We start from the raw sequence: 17,293 nt of genomic DNA, 5'->3' as shown, positions 1-17,293 counted from the left end.
TCACCGCGTCATCAGCGTCATTTGGGCCTCTGACCTGCGGGTTTGGGTGACGCGATGGTCGTGGCTGCGTCATCGCTGCGTCATGGGCTGCGTCATCTGGTGACGCAGGTGACGAAGGATGACGCAGCGGTCGCCGTCTGCGTCACCGGCTCCGGCGCAGGTCAGGAGCCGTTTTCCGGGCCGGGTGACGCAGGTGACGCAGAACTTCCCTACTTAGGAAAAAGAAGGGAGTGATGCTTGTGGTTCTGTGTCCTCAGGGCGTGAAGAAGGAGCCGCTTCGCGGCGCGACCTTTGGGCGGCTGCGCCGAACAGCAAGAGGAGCACCCGTCCGCCGGTGCTCTTCTTGCCGTTGTGCGGTGAGGCCCGGTCAGACCAGCGGGGGCTGTTCGTGCGGGGGCGGGACGGCCGGGCGGGTCATTTCGAGGTAGCGGCCCTCCTTCGTGCGGCCGGTGTCGATGAGGACACCCCGGGACGCCAACGTGGGCTGAAGGCGCTTGAGACGGTCGGAGAGCACCTTGCCGGTGGTCGGCCACCCCTTGGGCAGGGAACGCAGCTCGTCGCCGCTGTAGAGGCGGCCCAGGCACGCCAGCCACTCGGTGGACGTCATGCGCTGCGCGCCGCCGGGCTCGATGGTCTCGGCATGCTTGAGGACGGTCTGCGCGAGCAGGTCGCCCTCGATGACGTCGTCGTTTAGGTCGTTCAGGCTTGCCCGGTAGACCGGGAGCACCCCGAACCCGGTCGCGGCGTCGAGCTGCGCGCACAGATGGGCGAAGTCCGCCATCCTCAGATCGGTCGGGGTCTCCGCCGTGGCCGCGCGGACCGTGACCGTGAGGTCGAGCAGCGACCCGAGGATGACGGGCAGCACCTCGGCGTACTCCGCCCACAGCTCCGCCTCGGTGCGCCTCACCTTCGGCCGCTCCAGCCGCAGCGGCAGCAGGCGCTCGGCGAGGTCGGGGCGGATAACGCCGACGTCGATGCCGGTCAGGAGCAGGGGTCGGCGGTAGGAGGAGCGGTGGACGTCCCCGTCGGTGAACAGGGCGCGCTTGACGGACTCGATACCGGTCACGATGCAGCACATGGCGTCGGACAGGTCCGGGGTCATGTGGGAGAGGTTGTCCAGGGCGGTGACCCATCCGGCCGCGACGGCGGCGACCAGGTTCTCCTCGTCCTTTGGCGCCCGGCGCAGGTCACCGCTCATCCCCTCGATGACCCGCACCAGCATCCGGCCGGCCGTCGACTTGCCCGCCCCCTGCGGGCCGGTGAGGAACGGCGCGGGGACGGGAACCCCGGGCCCCAGGCAACCGATCAACCAGGCGATGGCCAAGGACTCGGTCTGGGCGTCGGTGAAGTTGCACAGCCGCAACAGCGCGTCGATGCCCTTGCCGTCGGTGTCCTTGACCGGCAGCGGCAGTTCCCCGGTGAGCTGGGTGCGCCGCCAGCAGACCTCACGCGGGTCCGGAACGGTGATGTCCCAGCCGGTGGGGCGGATGCGCACGGACCGCCCGTCGGCACGCCCCAGGTCGAGCCACGTCGCCCCGTCGAACCCCGGGGCGACGCGGATGTGGACGGGCTGCACGTCTTCGGTCAGCGCCAGCGCCTCGATCAGGTCCAGCGCCTCCTTGATCGCGGTCCCGTTGAACACGCCGACGCCGTCCCGGTACAGGCCGACCATGAGTTCCTGGCGGTGGCTGCCGGTCGTGCCCTGGGAGCGGATCGGCCGGGCCACCGGGTGGCCGGTGCGCTGGGCGTAGACGGTGCCGTCGGCGGTGCGGAAGTACCGGAAGTACCGGCTGGCGTAGTCGGCGATGACCTCGCGTGCGGGGGTCTTCTCGTCCTCGGCCACGGCTACATCCCCAACTGGGTGAGGGCGTTGGCCCATGCGTCGGCGCAGTGCCGGGGCGATTCGCCCTTGGCCTGCGCGGCGGTGAAGAGCCGCGCGGTGTGCGCCTCGGTCAGGCAGCCGCACCGCCCGTGCGTCGAGAGCACCGCGAGGAACGTCGCGAACACGGTGGCGTGAACCGCGCTGGACGCCTCCGTGATGCGCTGCTCGGCCATGGCGATGCCGCGTTCCAGGAAGGCCGGCCTGCGGTGGGGGCACGTCCCGCCCGCGGCCGGCGCGGGCACCGCGACGAACGCCGGCCGAACGACGGCGGGCTCCTTCACGGTCAGGGCGCGGACGACGTCAGGCAGCGCGGTGAGAGGGCCGGTCCCGGGGCCGAGCCACCGGGCGTAGGACATCAGCGACTTGATGTCGACGCCGGGCCGCACCGCGTTGGCGGAGGCCATGGTGCCCTGGTAGATCCAGTGTTCGCCCCGGGTGGTGCGCACGGTCCGGGTGGCGGGCAGCGCCTCGCGGGCCCACACGATGGCTTCCGCGTTGTCCAGGTCCACGACGGTCACCCCGGCGCCGCCGGGGTGGTAGGCCACCGCCGCCGCCTCGCGCCACACCCGCGCCCACGCGGGCGAGTTGAGGACGTCGGAGTTGGTGGTGGCGGCGGCCCAGCCGTGGCACGGCTTCGGGCAGTGGCAGGGCCCGGGAGTCTTCATGTTCGGCCGGCCGCCGCAAGCGTTGTCGACGCAGCCCGGGCAGTTGCCGAACGGCACTTTCCCGGCCCGCAGCGGCAGCACGGGCACGCCGTCGGCTGCCAAGGCGAGCGCGGTGGGCAGGCGCTCTGCCCGGATCCTGGTCGGTTGGGTCATGCTGGATGCCTCCAGTTCTCTACGACGGATCTGGATTGACGGCGGCCCCGCTTCTTGTCGGGAGAGGGCCGCCGTCGTCGTTCATCGCGTTCTCGGCGCAGACCTTGTGAGAGGGCCTGCGCTGGTCGTCCCTGAGCGGGGTGGGGCGACCGCACCAGCGGCATGGGCGGTCACCGGTGCGGTCGTAGTGGCGGGCGTCGCGCCAGTCGAGGGCGGCCATCGGCCAGGGTTCAGGCGGCGGTGCGGGTGCGGCGCCAGCGGCGGTCCGCGGTGGCGAGGTCGGTGCTGGGGGTGTGCTGGTGCCAGCCGCCGCCGTTGCGCTTGGCCTGGTACATCGCGGCGTCGGCGGCGGCGAGGACCGTTTCGAGGGTGCGGCCGGGCAGGTCGGCGGCGCGGGCGAGGCCAGCGGACGCCCCGTAGTGCAGGGAGTGGCCCTGCCACTGCGCCGGGCGGGCGAACGCACCGGCGAGGTGGCCCATCCGCACCGGGACCCAAGCGGGTTCGAAAGGGCGGACGACGGCGAACTCGTCGCCGCCGAGTCGCGCGGCGACGCCGTGGTCCCCGGCCCATTCGGTGAGGGCGCGGGCGGCGTGGGAGAGGACGGCGTCTCCGGCGGCGTGGCCGTGGGTGTCGTTGATCTGCTTGAACCCGTCGAGGTCGATGACGACGACACCGGTGTCGGGCTGGTGGAGCAGGCGGGTGGCTGCGATGGTGAAGCCGTCGCGGGTAAGCAGGCCGGTGAGCGGGTCGCGGCGGGCGCGGTCGAGGCGCCGGCGCATGAGGGCGGCGTGGACGCCCCATGCGGCGAGCGGCAGCGCGGCGGCGGCAATGGCGTGAAGGTGCTGCGGGGCGAGACGGTTGGGGTCCATGCTGGTGTCTCCTGATTCGGTTGTGCCGGTTCAGGGACCCGGGGCGGCCGGTTTGCTTGCAGGCCATCGGCCGCCCTGGGGTTTCCTGCTGTCAGTCCTCGTCGGGGCCGCAGACGCAGTTCTCGGGGTCGGCGCCCTGCCCGATCCAGCAGGCGCAGTACAGGAGCCCGAGCGGGCTTTCGATGGGCTCGCCGCCGGTGCAGTGGTCGCACTCGCCCGGCTGCCAGTCCTCGGATTCCTCGGGGTCGTACTCGTCGTAGTCGTGGTCGCACACGGGCGCGGCCTTTCGTCAGGAGCCTTTGAGGGCGGCAGTGATGAGGTGGCGGGCGAGCAGGGGTGGGACGGCGTTGCCGATCTGCTGGCCGATGTCGCGGCCGGACCACGGGTGGTCGGCGGGGAAGGACTGCAGGGCACCGGCCTCGGCCCAGGTGAAACGGCTCTCGGTGTCGTCGGCGGAGAGCACGCGCACCCGGCTGACCTTGCCGGTGACAGTGGCTGACGGCTCGCCGCTGGTGCGCCGTCCGCGGGCCTTCGGGTCGCCGCCGGTGCCGTAGTTGGAGACGACGGTGAACGGGCCTCGCTCGGGCAGGGCGTCTCCCATCGCCGTCCACGGCAACAGGGTCGGGTCACCGGCCGTGCGGGGCGTGCCCTTGGTGTAGGGCCGGTGGGTGGGTGCCGGTAGGGCGGCGGTGCCGGTGCGGCGGGCGATGAGGACGGCCCGCTTGCGGGTCTGCGGCACGCCGTACTGCTCCGCCCGCACGACCCCGGCGACGGCGCTGTAGCCCTCGGCCCGCAGGATCGCGGCGTAGGTCTGCCAGACGGGCAGGACGGCCGGTACCTGCTCCAACAGGATGGCCTCGTACGGCCGCCCGGCGTCGAGGGCGTCCAGCGCCCAGCGCAGGGGTTCCAGGACGAGCCGGATCAGGTCGTCCACGCCGTTGTGGCCGTGCCGGGCTACGGCCTGCCGCTCGGCCAGCCGGTGCGCGAGGGCGACGATGTCACCGAGCGCTCGGCGTCCGGCGCCGGTCCCGGCGGCGCTGAACGGTTGGCAGGGCGGGCCGCCGAGCAGGAGCGTGGCGGTGGGGAAATCGGCGGGCCCGTAGTCGCGCACGTCGCCCTCGATCGTCTGGAGACCGGCCGCGCGGCGCGTGGCGCACGCGTCCGGGCTCCGCTCGACCCCGATCACCGCCAGCCCCAACTCCCGTGAGGGAAGGTCGAGTCCACCGACCCCGGCGAACAGGTCGACGGCCAGCAGCGTTCGGGAGTGGTCGTAGTCACTGTGCATGTGGGCCTCCCCCTCAGGCGGCGCGGCGGACGCGGCTGCTCGGGAACTGGTGGACGGTGGCGAGCCGGGCGGGCTGCTCGGCGGCGGGGGCGGGGGCGCCTTCGCCGCCGTCGGGCGGGGCGGTGTCCGGGCCGGTGGTGCGGTTGGCGCGTTCGGCGGCGGATTCGGCCAGCACCCGGTGGACGGCGGCGGAGTCGGTGCGGCCCCGGTGCTGGGTGATGAGGGCGGCGGCGCCGACGATGGCTCCGGGGCCGAACAGGATGGCGGCGGTGATGGCGTCGGTGGTGGTGCTCACGTGGTTCCTCCGGTGTGGGCGGCGTGGGCGAGGAGGTCGACCAGGTCGGTGCCGAGCAGGTGGGCGCGCTGCTCGATGGCGGTCCAGGACTCGGGGTCGATGTGCATGAGGGCGGCGAGGGCGGCGGCCGGTTCGTGGTTGGCGGCGGCGGTGAGGGCTTCGCGCAGGTGGACGGCAGCGAGCGGCCGGATCGCGGCGAGGGCGGTCATCGCGGGCGCCGGTCAGTGGCTGCCGATGGCGGAGACGACGGCGGCGAGGAGGTTGTTGACGGGCCCGGCGAGGCCGGTGGAGGCGGCGGTGAGGCCGGACAGCCAGACGATGAGGGCGGTGCCGGCGCCGACGCGCTTGGTCCACATGAGGGTGATGGTGATCAGGCCGGTGACGGCGGCGACGGAGAGGGTCACGTTCATGCGGGTTCTCCCGGGCTGAGAAGTGAGGTGGGCGGGGGGTGCGCGGGTGGGGCTTAGTTGGTGCCGGCGCGCCAGGTGCGGTGCGCGACGTTGTAGAGGTGGCGGCCGATGCGGATGCGCTTGCCGACGCCCCGGCAGCGGCGGCAGTGCTTGCCGCGCTTGGGGTTGCCGCGCCGGTCGTGGGCGAGCTGGAAGCCGAGTCCGCCGCAGCGCCGGCAGTTGCCGAACGGGCTGGCCGCGCACAACGCTGCGTAACAGAGCGCGGCCAGTGCGGCGGCGGCGAGCGCGGCGAGTATCAGGGGGGTCATGGGGGCCTCCAGGGCGGTTTCCGGGGCTCTAGCGGACGGTTTGCTAGGCGCTAGTTCCCTGATCAGGGCATGTTTGGCTCGCTAGCGGGGTCGCTAGGTCTAGCGAGGGTGCTCGCTAGACCTAGCGACCGTTTCGGGGCTGCCGGGGGCTATCCGGCGTCGCGCTTCTTGTTGCGCTCGGTGACGGTCCGGGTGATGTGGTCGCGTTCGACGCCGCGCCGGTTGGCGCCCTTGCCGGCGTCGGTGGTGCCCCACACCTGGCCGGTGGCGATGCCGTAGGGGCGAAGCGCGGTGGCGATCTGGTCGGCCTTCGCCCGGCCCTCCAGCCCTGCCCACGGCCCGTACGCGTCGGGGCGGAGCTCGGCGAGGCGGGTGGCGATCGTCTCCGACCAGAGCTTCGGCTCGTCGGGGCCCATGACGGCGAGGATGTCGGCGAGCAGGTCGTAGGCCGGCGCCGACGCCGGGGCGGCATCCGCGTGGCCGGCGGCGTGGCCCCTCAGCAGTCCGGCCTGCTCGCGGGCCTCGCGTCCGCGCTGGGCGATGGCTTCGGCGGCGGGGGCGTCCACGAACACGGAGCGGATGATCTGCGCGTCGGCGCCCTCACCGCCGATGTAGTAGGCGATGCCCCGGTCCGCGCGGGTGAACGTCGTGGCCCGGATCCCACGCTTGTAGGCGGAGGTGCCGAGCACCATGTCGTTCTCCAGCTGCCCCATGACCTTCAGGCACAACCTGAGGACGGCGTTGGAACTGATGCCGGTGGGCAGAGACTTGGCGTCGGGGCGCTGGGTGGCCAGCAGGGAGAGGATGCCGACCGCCGGGCCGCGCTTGTTGACGTCGGTGCAGATCTCCTCGATCTCCGGCCCGTACTTGGGGTGCTCGAACCACACCTGGCACTCGTCGGCCGCCAGAACGATCGGGTGCAGCCGCAGGGACCGGTTGTCGGCGAGCTTGGTGGTGACCTTCGACTCCGGGCACACGTCCCGGGGCAGGTTGCGGATCACCTTGGTGCGCCGGCGCATCTCCTCGCGCAGCTCCCGCAGGTCGGCCAGGGCGTACTCGATGTCCTCTTCGTCGTCCCCGGCCCGGTGGCGGTAGGAGACCTTTTCGCCGACCGGGTCGAGGTCGCCGGTGCCCTTCAGGTCGTAGGTGTGCAGCTCCGCGCGCGGGTCGAGGGCGGCGATGAGCAGGAGCAGGCGGAGCAGGAAGGTCTTGCCCATGCGCGGGACAGCGCCGATCACGCCGGAGACGAACATCAGGGTGACGTTGACCCAGTTGCCGCGCTGGTCGGTGGCGAAGGGGACCGGGTCGAACAGGTCCACCGTGCCCTTGGAGGCGAGCGGCCAGGCGGGCTGCTTGGCCTTGGCCATGTCCTGGTCCCCGACCCACAGCACCATGCGGCCCGGGTGCTCACCCGGAGCCTGCTCCGGCCACACGGTGCCCAGCGGGCGGCGAAGCCCCGAGGCGAGCTGACCCCGGCGGGCCATCACGTCCGCCACCTCGACACCGTGCGGCAGCTCGACCTCCGCCCGCCACCCCGGCCCGTCGCGCATGATCGGCGCCGGGAACGTGATGCCGGAGCCCTTGGACTTGGCGGAGGTGATCCCGCCGATGCCCAGCGACTCCAACGCCCGCACCACCATGTCCGACGTCAGCTTCGGCGCCTTCGCCTTCACCACCGCGCGGGTGATCAGCGGCTCGTCCGCCGGCGCCCCCGCCACCCCCAGCGCCAGCACCACCGCGGAGGCCAGGGCCAGCAGGGTGGCGGTGCTGGTCAGCACCCACAACGCCACCACCGCCGCGAGACCGAACACCGAACCCAGCAGCGAGATCAGGCTCCGGAGCCGGACCCGGTTGTCGCGCTGGCGGGTCAACTTCAGGTACAGCTCGGCGTCCTCCCGGCGGGCCGCCGCCGCCCGCAGGGGCTGCCCTTCGGCGTCAGAGGCCCACCGACCCAGGAACGTCATCGTCCGGGCCGCGCCACGCGGGGCCCGCATCGCCAGGCGGCCCGCGTAGAGCGGGGTGCGGATCGCGTGATAGGCGACCGTGTGACCCATCTGCCCTGCGGTGTAAGCGAGTTGGGTGCGAAGTTCGGCCGTGGAGAGCAGCCACGCGGGGAGGATCGGGCGGCGGGTGCCCTCCGGCGTCGGCAGGGGCGCGGGGGCGGGCTGGTCGACGTAGACGGACGGGCCGTCGTCGTCCCCGTCGGTGTCGTCGTCCAGGGTGGCGGTGGTGGGGCGGCGGTCGGCGCGGGCCTTGGCGAGGTCGACCACGCCATCCGCGGCCATCTCCGCGGCCAGACGGGCGAACAGCTCGTTCTCGGCGTCGTCACCGGCGCCGGGGGTGTGGTGATTCACTGGGCTTCCTTCCTCACTGCTCATGTGGTGCGGAAAGGGGCCCCGGGACGGCCGGACGCGCCGGCAAGCAAGCACGGCCGTCCCGGGGTGTTGTGCTGGTCGCCGAGCGGGCGGTCAGGCGGAGGCGATGAGGGCGGCGGCGGTCTCGAAGGCGTGGTGCCACGCCTGGTCGAGGGCGTAGGCGCCGTTCATGCCGTGGTCGGCCAGGCGGACGAAGTTGCCCTTGCCGGTGGCGTCGGCGAGCTTGCGCAGCGGTTCGCGCCGGTCGGCGATGTAGTGCGTGGTCGCGGAGAGGGCGAGCGCGGCGATGGTCGGGACGAGCCGCAGGCGGACGCCGAGCAGGCGGGTGCCGGCCAGCAGGGCGGCGGCCTGCGTGGCGGTGTAGCTGGCGACGTGGGCGGCGCAGGCGCGGCGCCCGGCCGCGCTGGACTGCCCGTCGTTGTGGTCGTGCTGGCCCTTGGTGACGGCCTGGTGGTCGCTCTGCACCCAGTGGTCCGCGACGTCGGCGGCGGCGCGGAGCAGGGCATAGGAGGCGGTGAATCGGGCGGCGCGGTCGAGGTTCACGATGCCTGCTCCTCGGGGGAGTTGGTGGGCTCGGTGGTCGTGTCGGCCGCGTTGTCTTCGGCCGGGGCGGGGTTTGGCACGGCGTGCAGTGCGGGCCGCTCCGGCTCGGCGGCGGCTGGGGTGGCACGCTCGGCGCGGAGGGTGTCGCGCAGGCCGCGCGCGTTTTCGGCGGAGGTGCGGACTGCGGCGCGGATCCGGTCGGCGGTCAGCTCGGTGTCCGACCAGTCGGCCGTGACGGACCGGGCCTCCGCCAGCAGCTCGGCGTTGGTGCGCTTCGGTCGGGTGGTGCGGGCAGACTTCGGGACGGTGCCGGTAGCCCGACGCGGCCGGGCTGGTGCCGGAGCGGTCGGCTTGCGAACCGGCTCGGCGGCCGGTTCGGGCGTCTGCTCGGACGGTGCTTTGGTTGGCTCGGCTTCCGGGGTGGTCTGGGCCGGTTGGGGCGTCTGGTCGGGCGACCCGTACAGCGGCCAGTCCGGTTCGGCCGTCCCGGGTTCGGGCAGGTCAGACCCCGACTGATTCGTCATGGTATGGGATGTTTTGTCGGCCTTGGGCTTGGCGTGCAGAACCTTGGCCACCAGATCCGACCCGAAGTAGATCGACCCGACCGGAAGGCTGCTCGCGAGCAGGACCAGGGCCCAGTGCGCGGGCGCCCACTCGGCCAGTCGGGTCCGACCGCCGCCGTGCAGAGTCGGAACCAAGCCGTGAACGTAGTTCAGCACCAGCGACGCGGCGGTATACCCGGCCAGGACCCGCAGGGCGAACCGGCGGTCCGCGTCGGTCAGCACAAGCGCGACGACCAGCGCCAACGCCATCAGCCCGTCCACGACCAGCGGGTAGACCGTGGCCGCGGTCGAGTCGGCCCCGATCGCCGACGCGATGTCCTTCAGCGCGTTCCAGGAGACGCGGAACGCCATGGCGGCCACGGCCAGCAGGCCGGTGACCAGCCACCCCTTCCCGGCGCGGCTCACTGGGCACCTCCCGGCGCTCCGGCGACCAGCGGCCGGGCCGCTTCGCGGGCGGCGCGGGCCGCCTCGGCGGCAGCCGCAGCGGCGAGCAGTTTCCTAGGAGGGGAATATGGCTCGGCAACGCCCAGGATGGAATCCGGCAATCCTCAAGCAGGTCAGGGAATCTCACGACCTGACCCTTGAGGAAGTCGGCGAGAAGCTGCGGGAAATCGGCGATCGGCACAAGTTCAACCTTGCCGCCAACTTTCAGACGGTCTGGGCACATGAGGCGGGTTCCTCGTTCCCGCGCCCCGACTACCGCCGGGCTTACTGCCTTCTCTATCGAATGAACGAGGCGGAACTGGGCTTTCGCCGACCGCTCCCCGGAGAGGTCACTACGGTGCCCAACCAGCGTCCAGCGGCAGAAAGTGTCCCCAACCTGGACCAGGCGATCCGCGAGGCTCTAGGCAGCATCCGCGAGGGCGCGGACAGCGTCGATGCCGACGCGTTTCGCAGTCGAGTCATCAACGAGTGGAATCGTCGGAATGGCGGCGATAATTCAGGCCCGATGGTTCTCCTCGTCGGCGGATATGCCGGTTCCGGGAAAAGTGAGTTCGCCAAATTCATTGGCCGTCTCACTGGGTGGCCGGTGCTCGACAAGGATTCCTTGACACGCCCGCTGGTCGATCAGCTTTTGATGGCGCTCGGCGGAAAGGTGAACGACCGGAGTTCTGAGCTCTACCGCGAGAAGGTCCGGCCGCTCGAATATCGCTGCCTCATGGAGGCCGCGTGGGACAACGTCGACTGCGGCACGTCCGTGATCCTCGACGCGCCATTCCTGGCGGAGTTCTCACAGGCCGACTGGATGCAGCGCTTCTATAACCGCTGCAAGGCGAAGCGAGCCACCGTGGCCGCTCTCTGGGTAGAGTGCGACCCCGACTCGATGAGGGAGTACATCGAGTTCCGAGGCGCGGCCCGGGACATCTGGAAGATGGAGTCGTGGGAGGAGTACCTGGCCACGATTGACCTCAAGCTCCGACCCCAAGGTCCGCACTTCGTGGTGGACAACCGCCTCGGTGCGGCGATCGCCGCTGCGGACCAGGCCCGCGACGTGCTGAGCGGAGGCGGGCTGTGACATCCCACGGCCTCATCCTGTACGGCCCGCCAGCCGCCGGAAAGGACACTGTCACCCGGGCTCTTCGGGACATCAGCCCGGACTACCGGCTCTTCTCTCGGCTCAAGGTCGGCTCCGGGAAGTCCGCCGGCTACCGGATGGGCACTGCTGAGGAACTGGCCGAGCTGGAGGCCGTCGGCGATGTCATCTACCTGAACCGCCGGTACGGCAACACGTACGTGATCGACCGTCCGGCGATGGACGAGGCGTTCATGACGGGCATCCCGGTCGTCCACCTGGGTCAGGTCGAGGGCATCAACGCGCTCACCAAGGGCTACCCGGCCGACTGGGCCGTTGTGTTGCTCTGGTGCTCGCGTGAGACGACGGCGGCCCGATCAGCCGGACGGGGCGATGCCGACACCGCAGATCGGCTCTCCGCATGGGACGCCACGCAGGCCGATGTCGACGCTCACCCTGGGCAGGCATGGGACCTCACGGTGGACACGGGCACCGTCGAACCGGCCGAGGCAGCGCGGTTGATCAACGACCTCTTGTCGCGCGACCGTGCTGGCGGAAACCGGTAGCGGCCTGCCCTCAGTGCGGTCGGGACAGACGGTCAAGGGCCTCGTCGGGCGTCAGCTCGGCGAGGTCCTTGCTGTCCTCCCACCGAGCGAGGGTCTGCGACACGGCCCGCAGCACCTCGTCGGGCAATCCGACAGCGGACAGCATGTCTGCGGCCTCGTCCATCTCGGGGCCCCAGCGCCACGCTCGCGCGGCAGTCTTGGCGATGTACCCGGTCTCCACCAGATAGCTGCCCTGCCGCTTGCTGGCGACGTCGAGTAGCGCATCGTCCACGCCGTGCGCGCGCGCCGCGCCGAAGGCAACTGCCGCGAGCACACGAGAGGCCTTCTGATACGAGCTGTACGCCAGCTTCAGAGCCGATGCCTGGCCAATCTCTTTCCCCAGCACGGGGGTTGCCACCATGCTGCCCGCGAACAGCCCTTCCACCAGTGAGACGGCCTCGGGTGAACCGGACAGGTACAGCCGGGTCCTCTTCCCGTTGATCGGCGGTGAGCCGATGACCGCGCCATCAACCACGGCACGGGCAGACCTGCCCAGCACCTCGGCAATGCGAGACATCCGCTCCGGATTGATGGCGTTGGCCTCCACGTAGACCCCGGCGAACCTGTGCTCAGCGACCGTGTGGGCCAGTTCCTCGGCCGCCGCCGGCGGACAGAGGCTGATGATGACGTGAGCCTGCTCCACCAGAGCGTCCAGGCTGCCTACGGACTCCAGACCGGCATGCTCCGCCCTAGCCGTGGTGTCCGCACTTCGGCCCGCCGGGCACCAGAGAACCCTGGCTGCGTTTGGTCGAGCGCATGCTGCGACCGCCGCACCCATGCTGCCAGGGTGGAGGATGCCGACGATCGGCTTGATGGTCATCGCGTGCTCTCCGGTCGTCCGAGGAGGAAGTCCACCGCTTCCATGACGGTGGGCGAGATGTGATCAGGGACGAGTCCGGGCGTAGCCCAGGTGCTGCCTGCCGAGACCCAGACCGTTCGCAGGCCGGCGGCGCTGGCCCCTGCGATATCCGTCATCGGGTTGTCCCCGACCATCCAGGCATCGGCTGGAAGCACGAACCCACAGCGTGCGGCGGCCGTCCGAAAGACCTCGGGCTCCGGTTTGCGGGCCCCGGCCTCCTCGGAGATGCACACCGCGTCGACGTGATCGAGGATGCCCGCGGTAGTGAGCTTGGCCCGCTGGATGTCCGTCGCGCCGTTCGTCAGCACGCCCACCGACCACCCGGCAGCCCGGAGCAGGTCGAGGCGGGCGAGGACCGCCGGATCGCACCTGACCTTCGCGGCCAGCCCGACTACGTAGGCGTCCCACAGTTCTGCGGCGGAATCCGCCAGACCGAGCACCGTACGCAGCGCCTCGAAGGTCTTTGGCAGTGCACGTTCCCGAAGCGCCTCGGTCAGCGTCTGCGCGTGCTCCGTCGAGAGGTTCCGGTCGATGCTGAAGTCCGCGGCCCATGCGGTCACCGCATCGCTCCGATTGATCAACGTGTCGTCGAGGTCCATGAGGACGAGCCTGCCCATGACAGCGACCCTACCGAAGTCGCAACAACACCTGGGAGGCCGTGGTTTAGTTCTGGTCTAGCCCCCCTTGCCCGTGGCGATTCCACCGTCTCGCGCACTCCGTTGACCCGCACAGACGAATGCGGACAACGGATGAAATCCGGGACGGCGCATAATGCGTAACTTGCGAACCCGAATCCCGCCGCTGGCTCCGAGAGGGGTCCCCATCTCAGAGCCAGCATCCTGAAAATTGCAGGTAGCTCTGAGATGGATTTCAAGATCTCTCAGATTCTTGCGCTGGTGAAGTCAATATTTGTTAGAACGCTGAACTGATCACTGACTAGCCGTTCATATGCCGCCTCCCAAGTGTTATAGCTCGTGGCGCCAAAGTCATCCAGGGAATCGAGGAAAGTCAAAAGCAGCTTTTGCTGCAGCGGATCATGGGATAGATGGATCTGCGAAACTACTGAATCGGCGTTAAAGACTCCGTCTCTCACCCCTTCAGTAAGGGCAGACAAACGGTCACTCCAGTCGTCCATGTCAGCACAGCGCGCAAAGGACGAGACCGCTAGACCCGCCAGAGCACGCCGCCGCACATCGGCCCCATTGCCTGACCTAACAGCCTTCCATTCGCGTCGAATCTTGGCCTGCGCAGTTCTGTTCAAGGTGGCGAGATCTGCGGAGCACAGGAGCGCACCTAGCCCCGTGAGCGAGAAGTCCGCAACCCAGGCTCGAAACGCCGCAGGCGGCACATGAAACAGCCAGATTCGTCCAACTGCCTCCCTGCCAATTTGATCAAGCCAGAGAACCACCTCATTGTCAAATGACTTGAGCCTACTAAGCCACCCTAAATCGGCGGTACCTTCACACGCTAGGGCGTACTCAGTTAGCCTTTGGAGGTGCGAAGCCTCAGATCGGGTTGCCTTGTCACGCACGGGCCCGTGAATTGCGACTGTCAAGATAAGCTGAGCAAGTCCAGCGCGACTGATGTTATTTTGGCATTCTGAGAGGATGTTACATGGGGTAGAAATCCACTGTGAGGTATTCTTGGCGGCCCAGCTCCCGATCAAACGCCCGGAAGTGGCTGCATACGGCAGGAACGGAAGGTGCCGGCTGATGCTTTCCGTAAATTCTCCAGTAACATTTTCGATGCTGAGGCGATCCGTCCAGGAATCCTCAATATCGCGCCATGCCTTAAGGTTTCCAACTATCGACGGATTCGAGAGATCCTCGCGCGTGATCGTGCCTGCGGCGAGACTCTGAAGCGCAGCCGCGACTGGCCAAGGGAAAATCGCGCCGTCAAACCGCAAGTCGACTCCAGCTTCATCGACAGCTGTCACCGCGGCTGCCAACGATTCAGTCGATGGCTGTGAAGCAAATTGGTGGACTCTGGAGATCCAGTGGTCTACTGGAATGTCCGACACGTCCATGGAGTCCCAAAGGTCATTGTTGCCGATCCGAAAGACATGCAGACCAAGCTGCAAAAACCCAATGTCGACTGAGGGGAGCGACTGCTCATCCATCATGCGATGTGACTCAACAAACGTCGCGATTCGGCGGAACCAATCCGGTACCCCAGGGAGTGAGAAGCTGTGCCGCAGCTCCCGCCTCCATCGCCCAGACATGAGCAATCGAATGTCGGAAATTGGGATTTCAAGAAGATGCTCGGCGGAAATTCTGAGCATTTCGGCAGAGCCCATCTCGAATCCGAGCGCGAGAAACTTCCTTCGGATCTCGGCGGTTCCTGAGTTATATAGCCCAACCAGGCATTGCATTGCCCAGGGATCGCCCAATCCTGCAAGAGTAGCCAGGAAAGCAAGAAGGGCTTCAGTTTCTTTGCGCCCCTCTTGAAGCCATCTATTGACAAACTCGCGAGCTACGTTTATCCCATTTTGGCTCAGGGATGGCGCCAGCTCTTCGAGCTCCTTGGCCGCCGGGTATGCCATGAGACTCAGGGCCAGATCGACGAGGACAGACTCGTGCTTAGGTGACTTCACCATTCCGTCTGTCAGAATATAGATAGAGAGTCGAGACCCAAGAAGTAGGCGTCGAGTCGGGGCCCCTTCATGCGCGATGTAACTGTTGAGTTCCGAGACCATCGCAATTACGGAATCACGCAGATGCCGTCTTTCGGCAAAAACCTTCCCTACTGCGAACAGGAATACGTTTCTCCAGTGGGCGCTCGCGCAGATAGTGCGTAGTCGACTGCGGAGGTCATCATCCGTTCCCGACATCAAGGCATCGGCAGCCCAGAATTCCTGAAGTGACCTAATCTCGAAACCTACCTCGCCGGCGCGCGACGGTACGAGAAAAACAAGGCGGTCGGTGGCCGCGAGGCTGATTGAATTGGCAAGTGCTTCAAGTTGTGCGCCTCCGTGGCCTTCACTTTCCAGGCGTCGACGAATTATCGATCCAAATTCTCCCATATCAATTCTGGATTCCGTATCCCCGGATCGTTCGCTACGCGCCTGAAGCAGCAATCCTACGTCTGCATGGATGGTGTCAATGTCTGCGCGATGGTCTCGAAGTAGGTTGGTCGCAGGACCTTCCTTTTCAAGTTCGCGCTCATAGATTACTCGATAGTAATCCTTGAAAAGAGTATACCTGTCCTTTGGAGCCTTTCCCATTCGGTCTAGAAGGACAGCCATGATCGTAACCTGAAGCGGGGACGACATGAGCCGCGCTGTTGACGCCTCATTAGCAGCCTGGCCCAGTCGATTCATCAGGCGCTCGGTGCGGTCGGATTGAGCGCCGTGGCGGGCTGCTGCAAGCTTGCGGCCGTAATGCAGGGCCTTTTCTTTATTCAGAGGTTTCAACTCTAGATGGGAATAAGAGGAAGGGGAGAACTCATCCGTATATCCCTGAGGTCGCGTGGTGGCGACTGTCACCACATCTGCTGCTAGCTCCTCGGCATCCATCAGGAACTCAGCCACGGCGGCCATGACCTGATCCCTGTTGCTGGAGATCGGAACCTCATCGAGTCCGTCAAGCAGTACGAGCCACGGAAATGATCCTAGCCATTCGCGGAGATCTTGCGGAGTTACACTAACGTCCGATGCGTCACTCACCCGCGAGGCAATGAACTGGAGGATTGACTTAGACCGCCCGTGTGCCAGATCATCTGCCAAGTGAGTTAGAGGAATCTTCACAGGCCAGCGATGGGCACGCGGCGTGAGACCTTCTCGAACTGAATGATCCGAGATTACCGTGATAGCCTTTTGCACTTCTGTCGTGCGGCCGGCGGGCGTTTCTGCGATTAGCTTTGCCCTGAACAGTTGGCAGAGAAACTGGCTAACTGTGCTTTTGCCTTGACCGGGGCCCCCTACTAGAACAAAGCGACTCTGTCGGGTCTTGGACGGATCACCGGCGGACTTTGATGCTTTCCTATCACACGCGGCGACTAGGCTCTGGAGGACCCCTTCTGTTTCGCGGGAGTGGTGATCTCCTGGCGGGCCGATCGGGAGATCAATGAATACATCCGCCAGTGGAATCTGCAGATCGTCGGCTGATCCTGCTTGGTCGAGGTTCACATGGAGATCTCGAAGGATCTCCTTGGCGAGATAGCGCTGAAGCGCGTTTCCCACCTCTTTCTTTCGTCCGGTCAGGTGAGAGTAAATCTCAGACAAAACGTCGCCGGGTAACACCCAAGAGGCATAGCTTGTGCGGATCGTGGAATACTTCTCCAGTAGTCGGCCAATGTTCTCCAGGTGCCAGACATGCCAGCCCTTTATCCCCAGCGAAGTGCACTGCGATTTTAGCTCTTTAGCTACCCGATCGAGACCTCCAGTCTGGGGAACCCCGGACAGGCTCACATTGGTAATGAAAAGAATGTAATCAGGTTTCCTTGTGCGCCGATCTGATGTTCTCCATGAATTCATCTCATCGCGAATTTGGTTAATTAGCCAGGTGGCGTCCTTTTGGGGTGTGGTCAGTGTCTCACAGTACTTCGCCTGAAGTACTGTGTAGCCACTCCAGACCGGTCCGTTCTCACCGACCGCTAGATCACCTTCGAATGTTGCTTCTCGTCCGCCGTCCGGCCCCGGACCGAAGATCGTTAGAGTCGAGCCGAACTCAGCGACGGCGAGCGCTTGTGAGAGATTCTCAAACTCGCGCGGTCCCAGCTTGGAGAGATCGAACTTCATGTGCGCATTATGGCGCAGGGACTGGTGCTGCGTGTGAGCTTTCGACAAGTTGGCACGGAAGCCCCTCGCAGGACGGCTAGAACGCCGCGGCGCGCGCCTACGAGTTTGATCCGGGACCGTCAAGACTCTGTTCAAGCCCTCTCTGCCAGCCTTGGGTGAGACATCCCGCTTTGTCGGGTTAGCCTGAGAGGGCCCGAGTAGGAGTTCCACCCCTGATGACCAGCACCAAC

17 protein-coding genes are annotated in these 17,293 nt (G+C 67.4%); 2 read left to right on the top strand and 15 right to left on the bottom strand.

From position 1 onward, the window contains the following. Nucleotides 1-367 precede the first annotated feature (367 nt). From ACFWJ4_RS31300 to ACFWJ4_RS31245, 12 genes are all read right to left on the bottom strand, one after another. On the bottom strand, nucleotides 368-1,843 hold the full coding sequence (locus ACFWJ4_RS31300) for an ATP-binding protein (protein WP_380549955.1): 1,476 nt from the start codon (nucleotides 1,841-1,843) through the stop codon (nucleotides 368-370). Between the two features lie 2 nt (nucleotides 1,844-1,845). Beyond that, complete coding sequence (locus tag ACFWJ4_RS31295) at nucleotides 1,846-2,700, bottom strand: bifunctional DNA primase/polymerase (protein ID WP_380549952.1); 855 nt, start codon at nucleotides 2,698-2,700, stop codon at nucleotides 1,846-1,848. A gap of 230 nt (nucleotides 2,701-2,930) precedes the next feature. Beyond that, nucleotides 2,931-3,569 carry a GGDEF domain-containing protein gene (locus tag ACFWJ4_RS31290; RefSeq protein ID WP_380549950.1) on the bottom strand — a complete coding sequence of 213 codons (639 nt, stop codon included), beginning with the start codon at nucleotides 3,567-3,569 and terminating at the stop codon, nucleotides 2,931-2,933. A 91-nt stretch (nucleotides 3,570-3,660) separates the two neighbouring features. After that, nucleotides 3,661-3,843, bottom strand: a complete 183-nt coding sequence (locus ACFWJ4_RS31285; protein WP_380549947.1) for a hypothetical protein — start codon at nucleotides 3,841-3,843, stop codon at nucleotides 3,661-3,663. Nucleotides 3,844-3,858: 15 nt separating this feature from the next. Beyond that, nucleotides 3,859-4,854: a DNA cytosine methyltransferase gene (locus ACFWJ4_RS31280; RefSeq protein ID WP_380549944.1), complete on the bottom strand. Its 996-nt coding sequence runs from the start codon at nucleotides 4,852-4,854 to the stop codon at nucleotides 3,859-3,861. Between the two features lie 13 nt (nucleotides 4,855-4,867). Next, nucleotides 4,868-5,149 (bottom strand): hypothetical protein, encoded by a 282-nt coding sequence (locus ACFWJ4_RS31275; protein WP_380549941.1) that lies wholly within the window; start codon nucleotides 5,147-5,149, stop codon nucleotides 4,868-4,870. Further along, complete coding sequence (locus ACFWJ4_RS31270) at nucleotides 5,146-5,358, bottom strand: hypothetical protein (protein ID WP_380549938.1); 213 nt, start codon at nucleotides 5,356-5,358, stop codon at nucleotides 5,146-5,148. Before ACFWJ4_RS31270 ends, ACFWJ4_RS31275 begins: the two co-directional genes overlap by 4 nt. A 12-nt stretch (nucleotides 5,359-5,370) precedes the next feature. After that, on the bottom strand, nucleotides 5,371-5,559 hold the full coding sequence (locus tag ACFWJ4_RS31265; protein WP_380549935.1) for a hypothetical protein: 189 nt from the start codon (nucleotides 5,557-5,559) through the stop codon (nucleotides 5,371-5,373). Nucleotides 5,560-5,612: 53 nt separating this feature from the next. Next, nucleotides 5,613-5,867: a hypothetical protein gene (locus tag ACFWJ4_RS31260; protein WP_380549933.1), complete on the bottom strand. Its 255-nt coding sequence runs from the start codon at nucleotides 5,865-5,867 to the stop codon at nucleotides 5,613-5,615. Nucleotides 5,868-6,016: 149 nt separating this feature from the next. Further along, the gene (locus ACFWJ4_RS31255; protein ID WP_380549930.1) at nucleotides 6,017-8,245 is read right to left on the bottom strand and encodes a cell division protein FtsK; all 2,229 of its coding nucleotides are present in this window, start codon (nucleotides 8,243-8,245) and stop codon (nucleotides 6,017-6,019) included. 90 nt (nucleotides 8,246-8,335) lie between these two features. Further along, nucleotides 8,336-8,785, bottom strand: a complete 450-nt coding sequence (locus ACFWJ4_RS31250) for a hypothetical protein (protein WP_380549927.1) — start codon at nucleotides 8,783-8,785, stop codon at nucleotides 8,336-8,338. Then, on the bottom strand, nucleotides 8,782-9,753 hold the full coding sequence (locus ACFWJ4_RS31245; RefSeq protein WP_380549924.1) for a DUF2637 domain-containing protein: 972 nt from the start codon (nucleotides 9,751-9,753) through the stop codon (nucleotides 8,782-8,784). Before ACFWJ4_RS31245 ends, ACFWJ4_RS31250 begins: the two co-directional genes overlap by 4 nt. 106 nt (nucleotides 9,754-9,859) lie before the next feature. Between ACFWJ4_RS31245 and ACFWJ4_RS31240 the strand changes: the two genes are divergently transcribed. Together ACFWJ4_RS31240 and ACFWJ4_RS31235 are read left to right on the top strand one after the other, a co-directional pair. Continuing rightward, complete coding sequence (locus ACFWJ4_RS31240) at nucleotides 9,860-10,864, top strand: AAA family ATPase (RefSeq protein WP_380549921.1); 1,005 nt, start codon at nucleotides 9,860-9,862, stop codon at nucleotides 10,862-10,864. Further along, nucleotides 10,861-11,427, top strand: coding sequence for a guanylate kinase (locus ACFWJ4_RS31235; protein ID WP_380549919.1), 567 nt, complete (start codon nucleotides 10,861-10,863; stop codon nucleotides 11,425-11,427). Before ACFWJ4_RS31240 ends, ACFWJ4_RS31235 begins: the two co-directional genes overlap by 4 nt. 10 nt (nucleotides 11,428-11,437) lie before the next feature. Here ACFWJ4_RS31235 and ACFWJ4_RS31230 read toward each other — a convergent pair whose 3' ends face one another. From ACFWJ4_RS31230 to ACFWJ4_RS31220, 3 genes are all read right to left on the bottom strand, one after another. Next, entirely contained in the window at nucleotides 11,438-12,286 is an 849-nt protein-coding gene (locus ACFWJ4_RS31230) for a DUF1932 domain-containing protein (protein ID WP_380549916.1), read from the bottom strand. Further along, nucleotides 12,283-12,942: an HAD family hydrolase gene (locus ACFWJ4_RS31225; RefSeq protein WP_380549913.1), complete on the bottom strand. Its 660-nt coding sequence runs from the start codon at nucleotides 12,940-12,942 to the stop codon at nucleotides 12,283-12,285. The genes ACFWJ4_RS31230 and ACFWJ4_RS31225 overlap by 4 nt, the downstream gene beginning before the upstream one ends. A gap of 263 nt (nucleotides 12,943-13,205) precedes the next feature. Further along, complete coding sequence (locus ACFWJ4_RS31220; RefSeq protein ID WP_380549910.1) at nucleotides 13,206-17,063, bottom strand: NACHT domain-containing protein; 3,858 nt, start codon at nucleotides 17,061-17,063, stop codon at nucleotides 13,206-13,208. Nucleotides 17,064-17,293 lie beyond the last annotated feature (230 nt).

The organism is Kitasatospora sp. NPDC127067 (genome assembly GCF_042724755.1).
In the GTDB taxonomy this organism is placed as follows: Bacteria; Actinomycetota; Actinomycetes; order Streptomycetales; family Streptomycetaceae; genus Kitasatospora; species Kitasatospora lactacystinica.
Note: the sequence above shows the minus strand (reverse complement) of the source record. Positions and strands in the feature narration are given on the sequence as shown.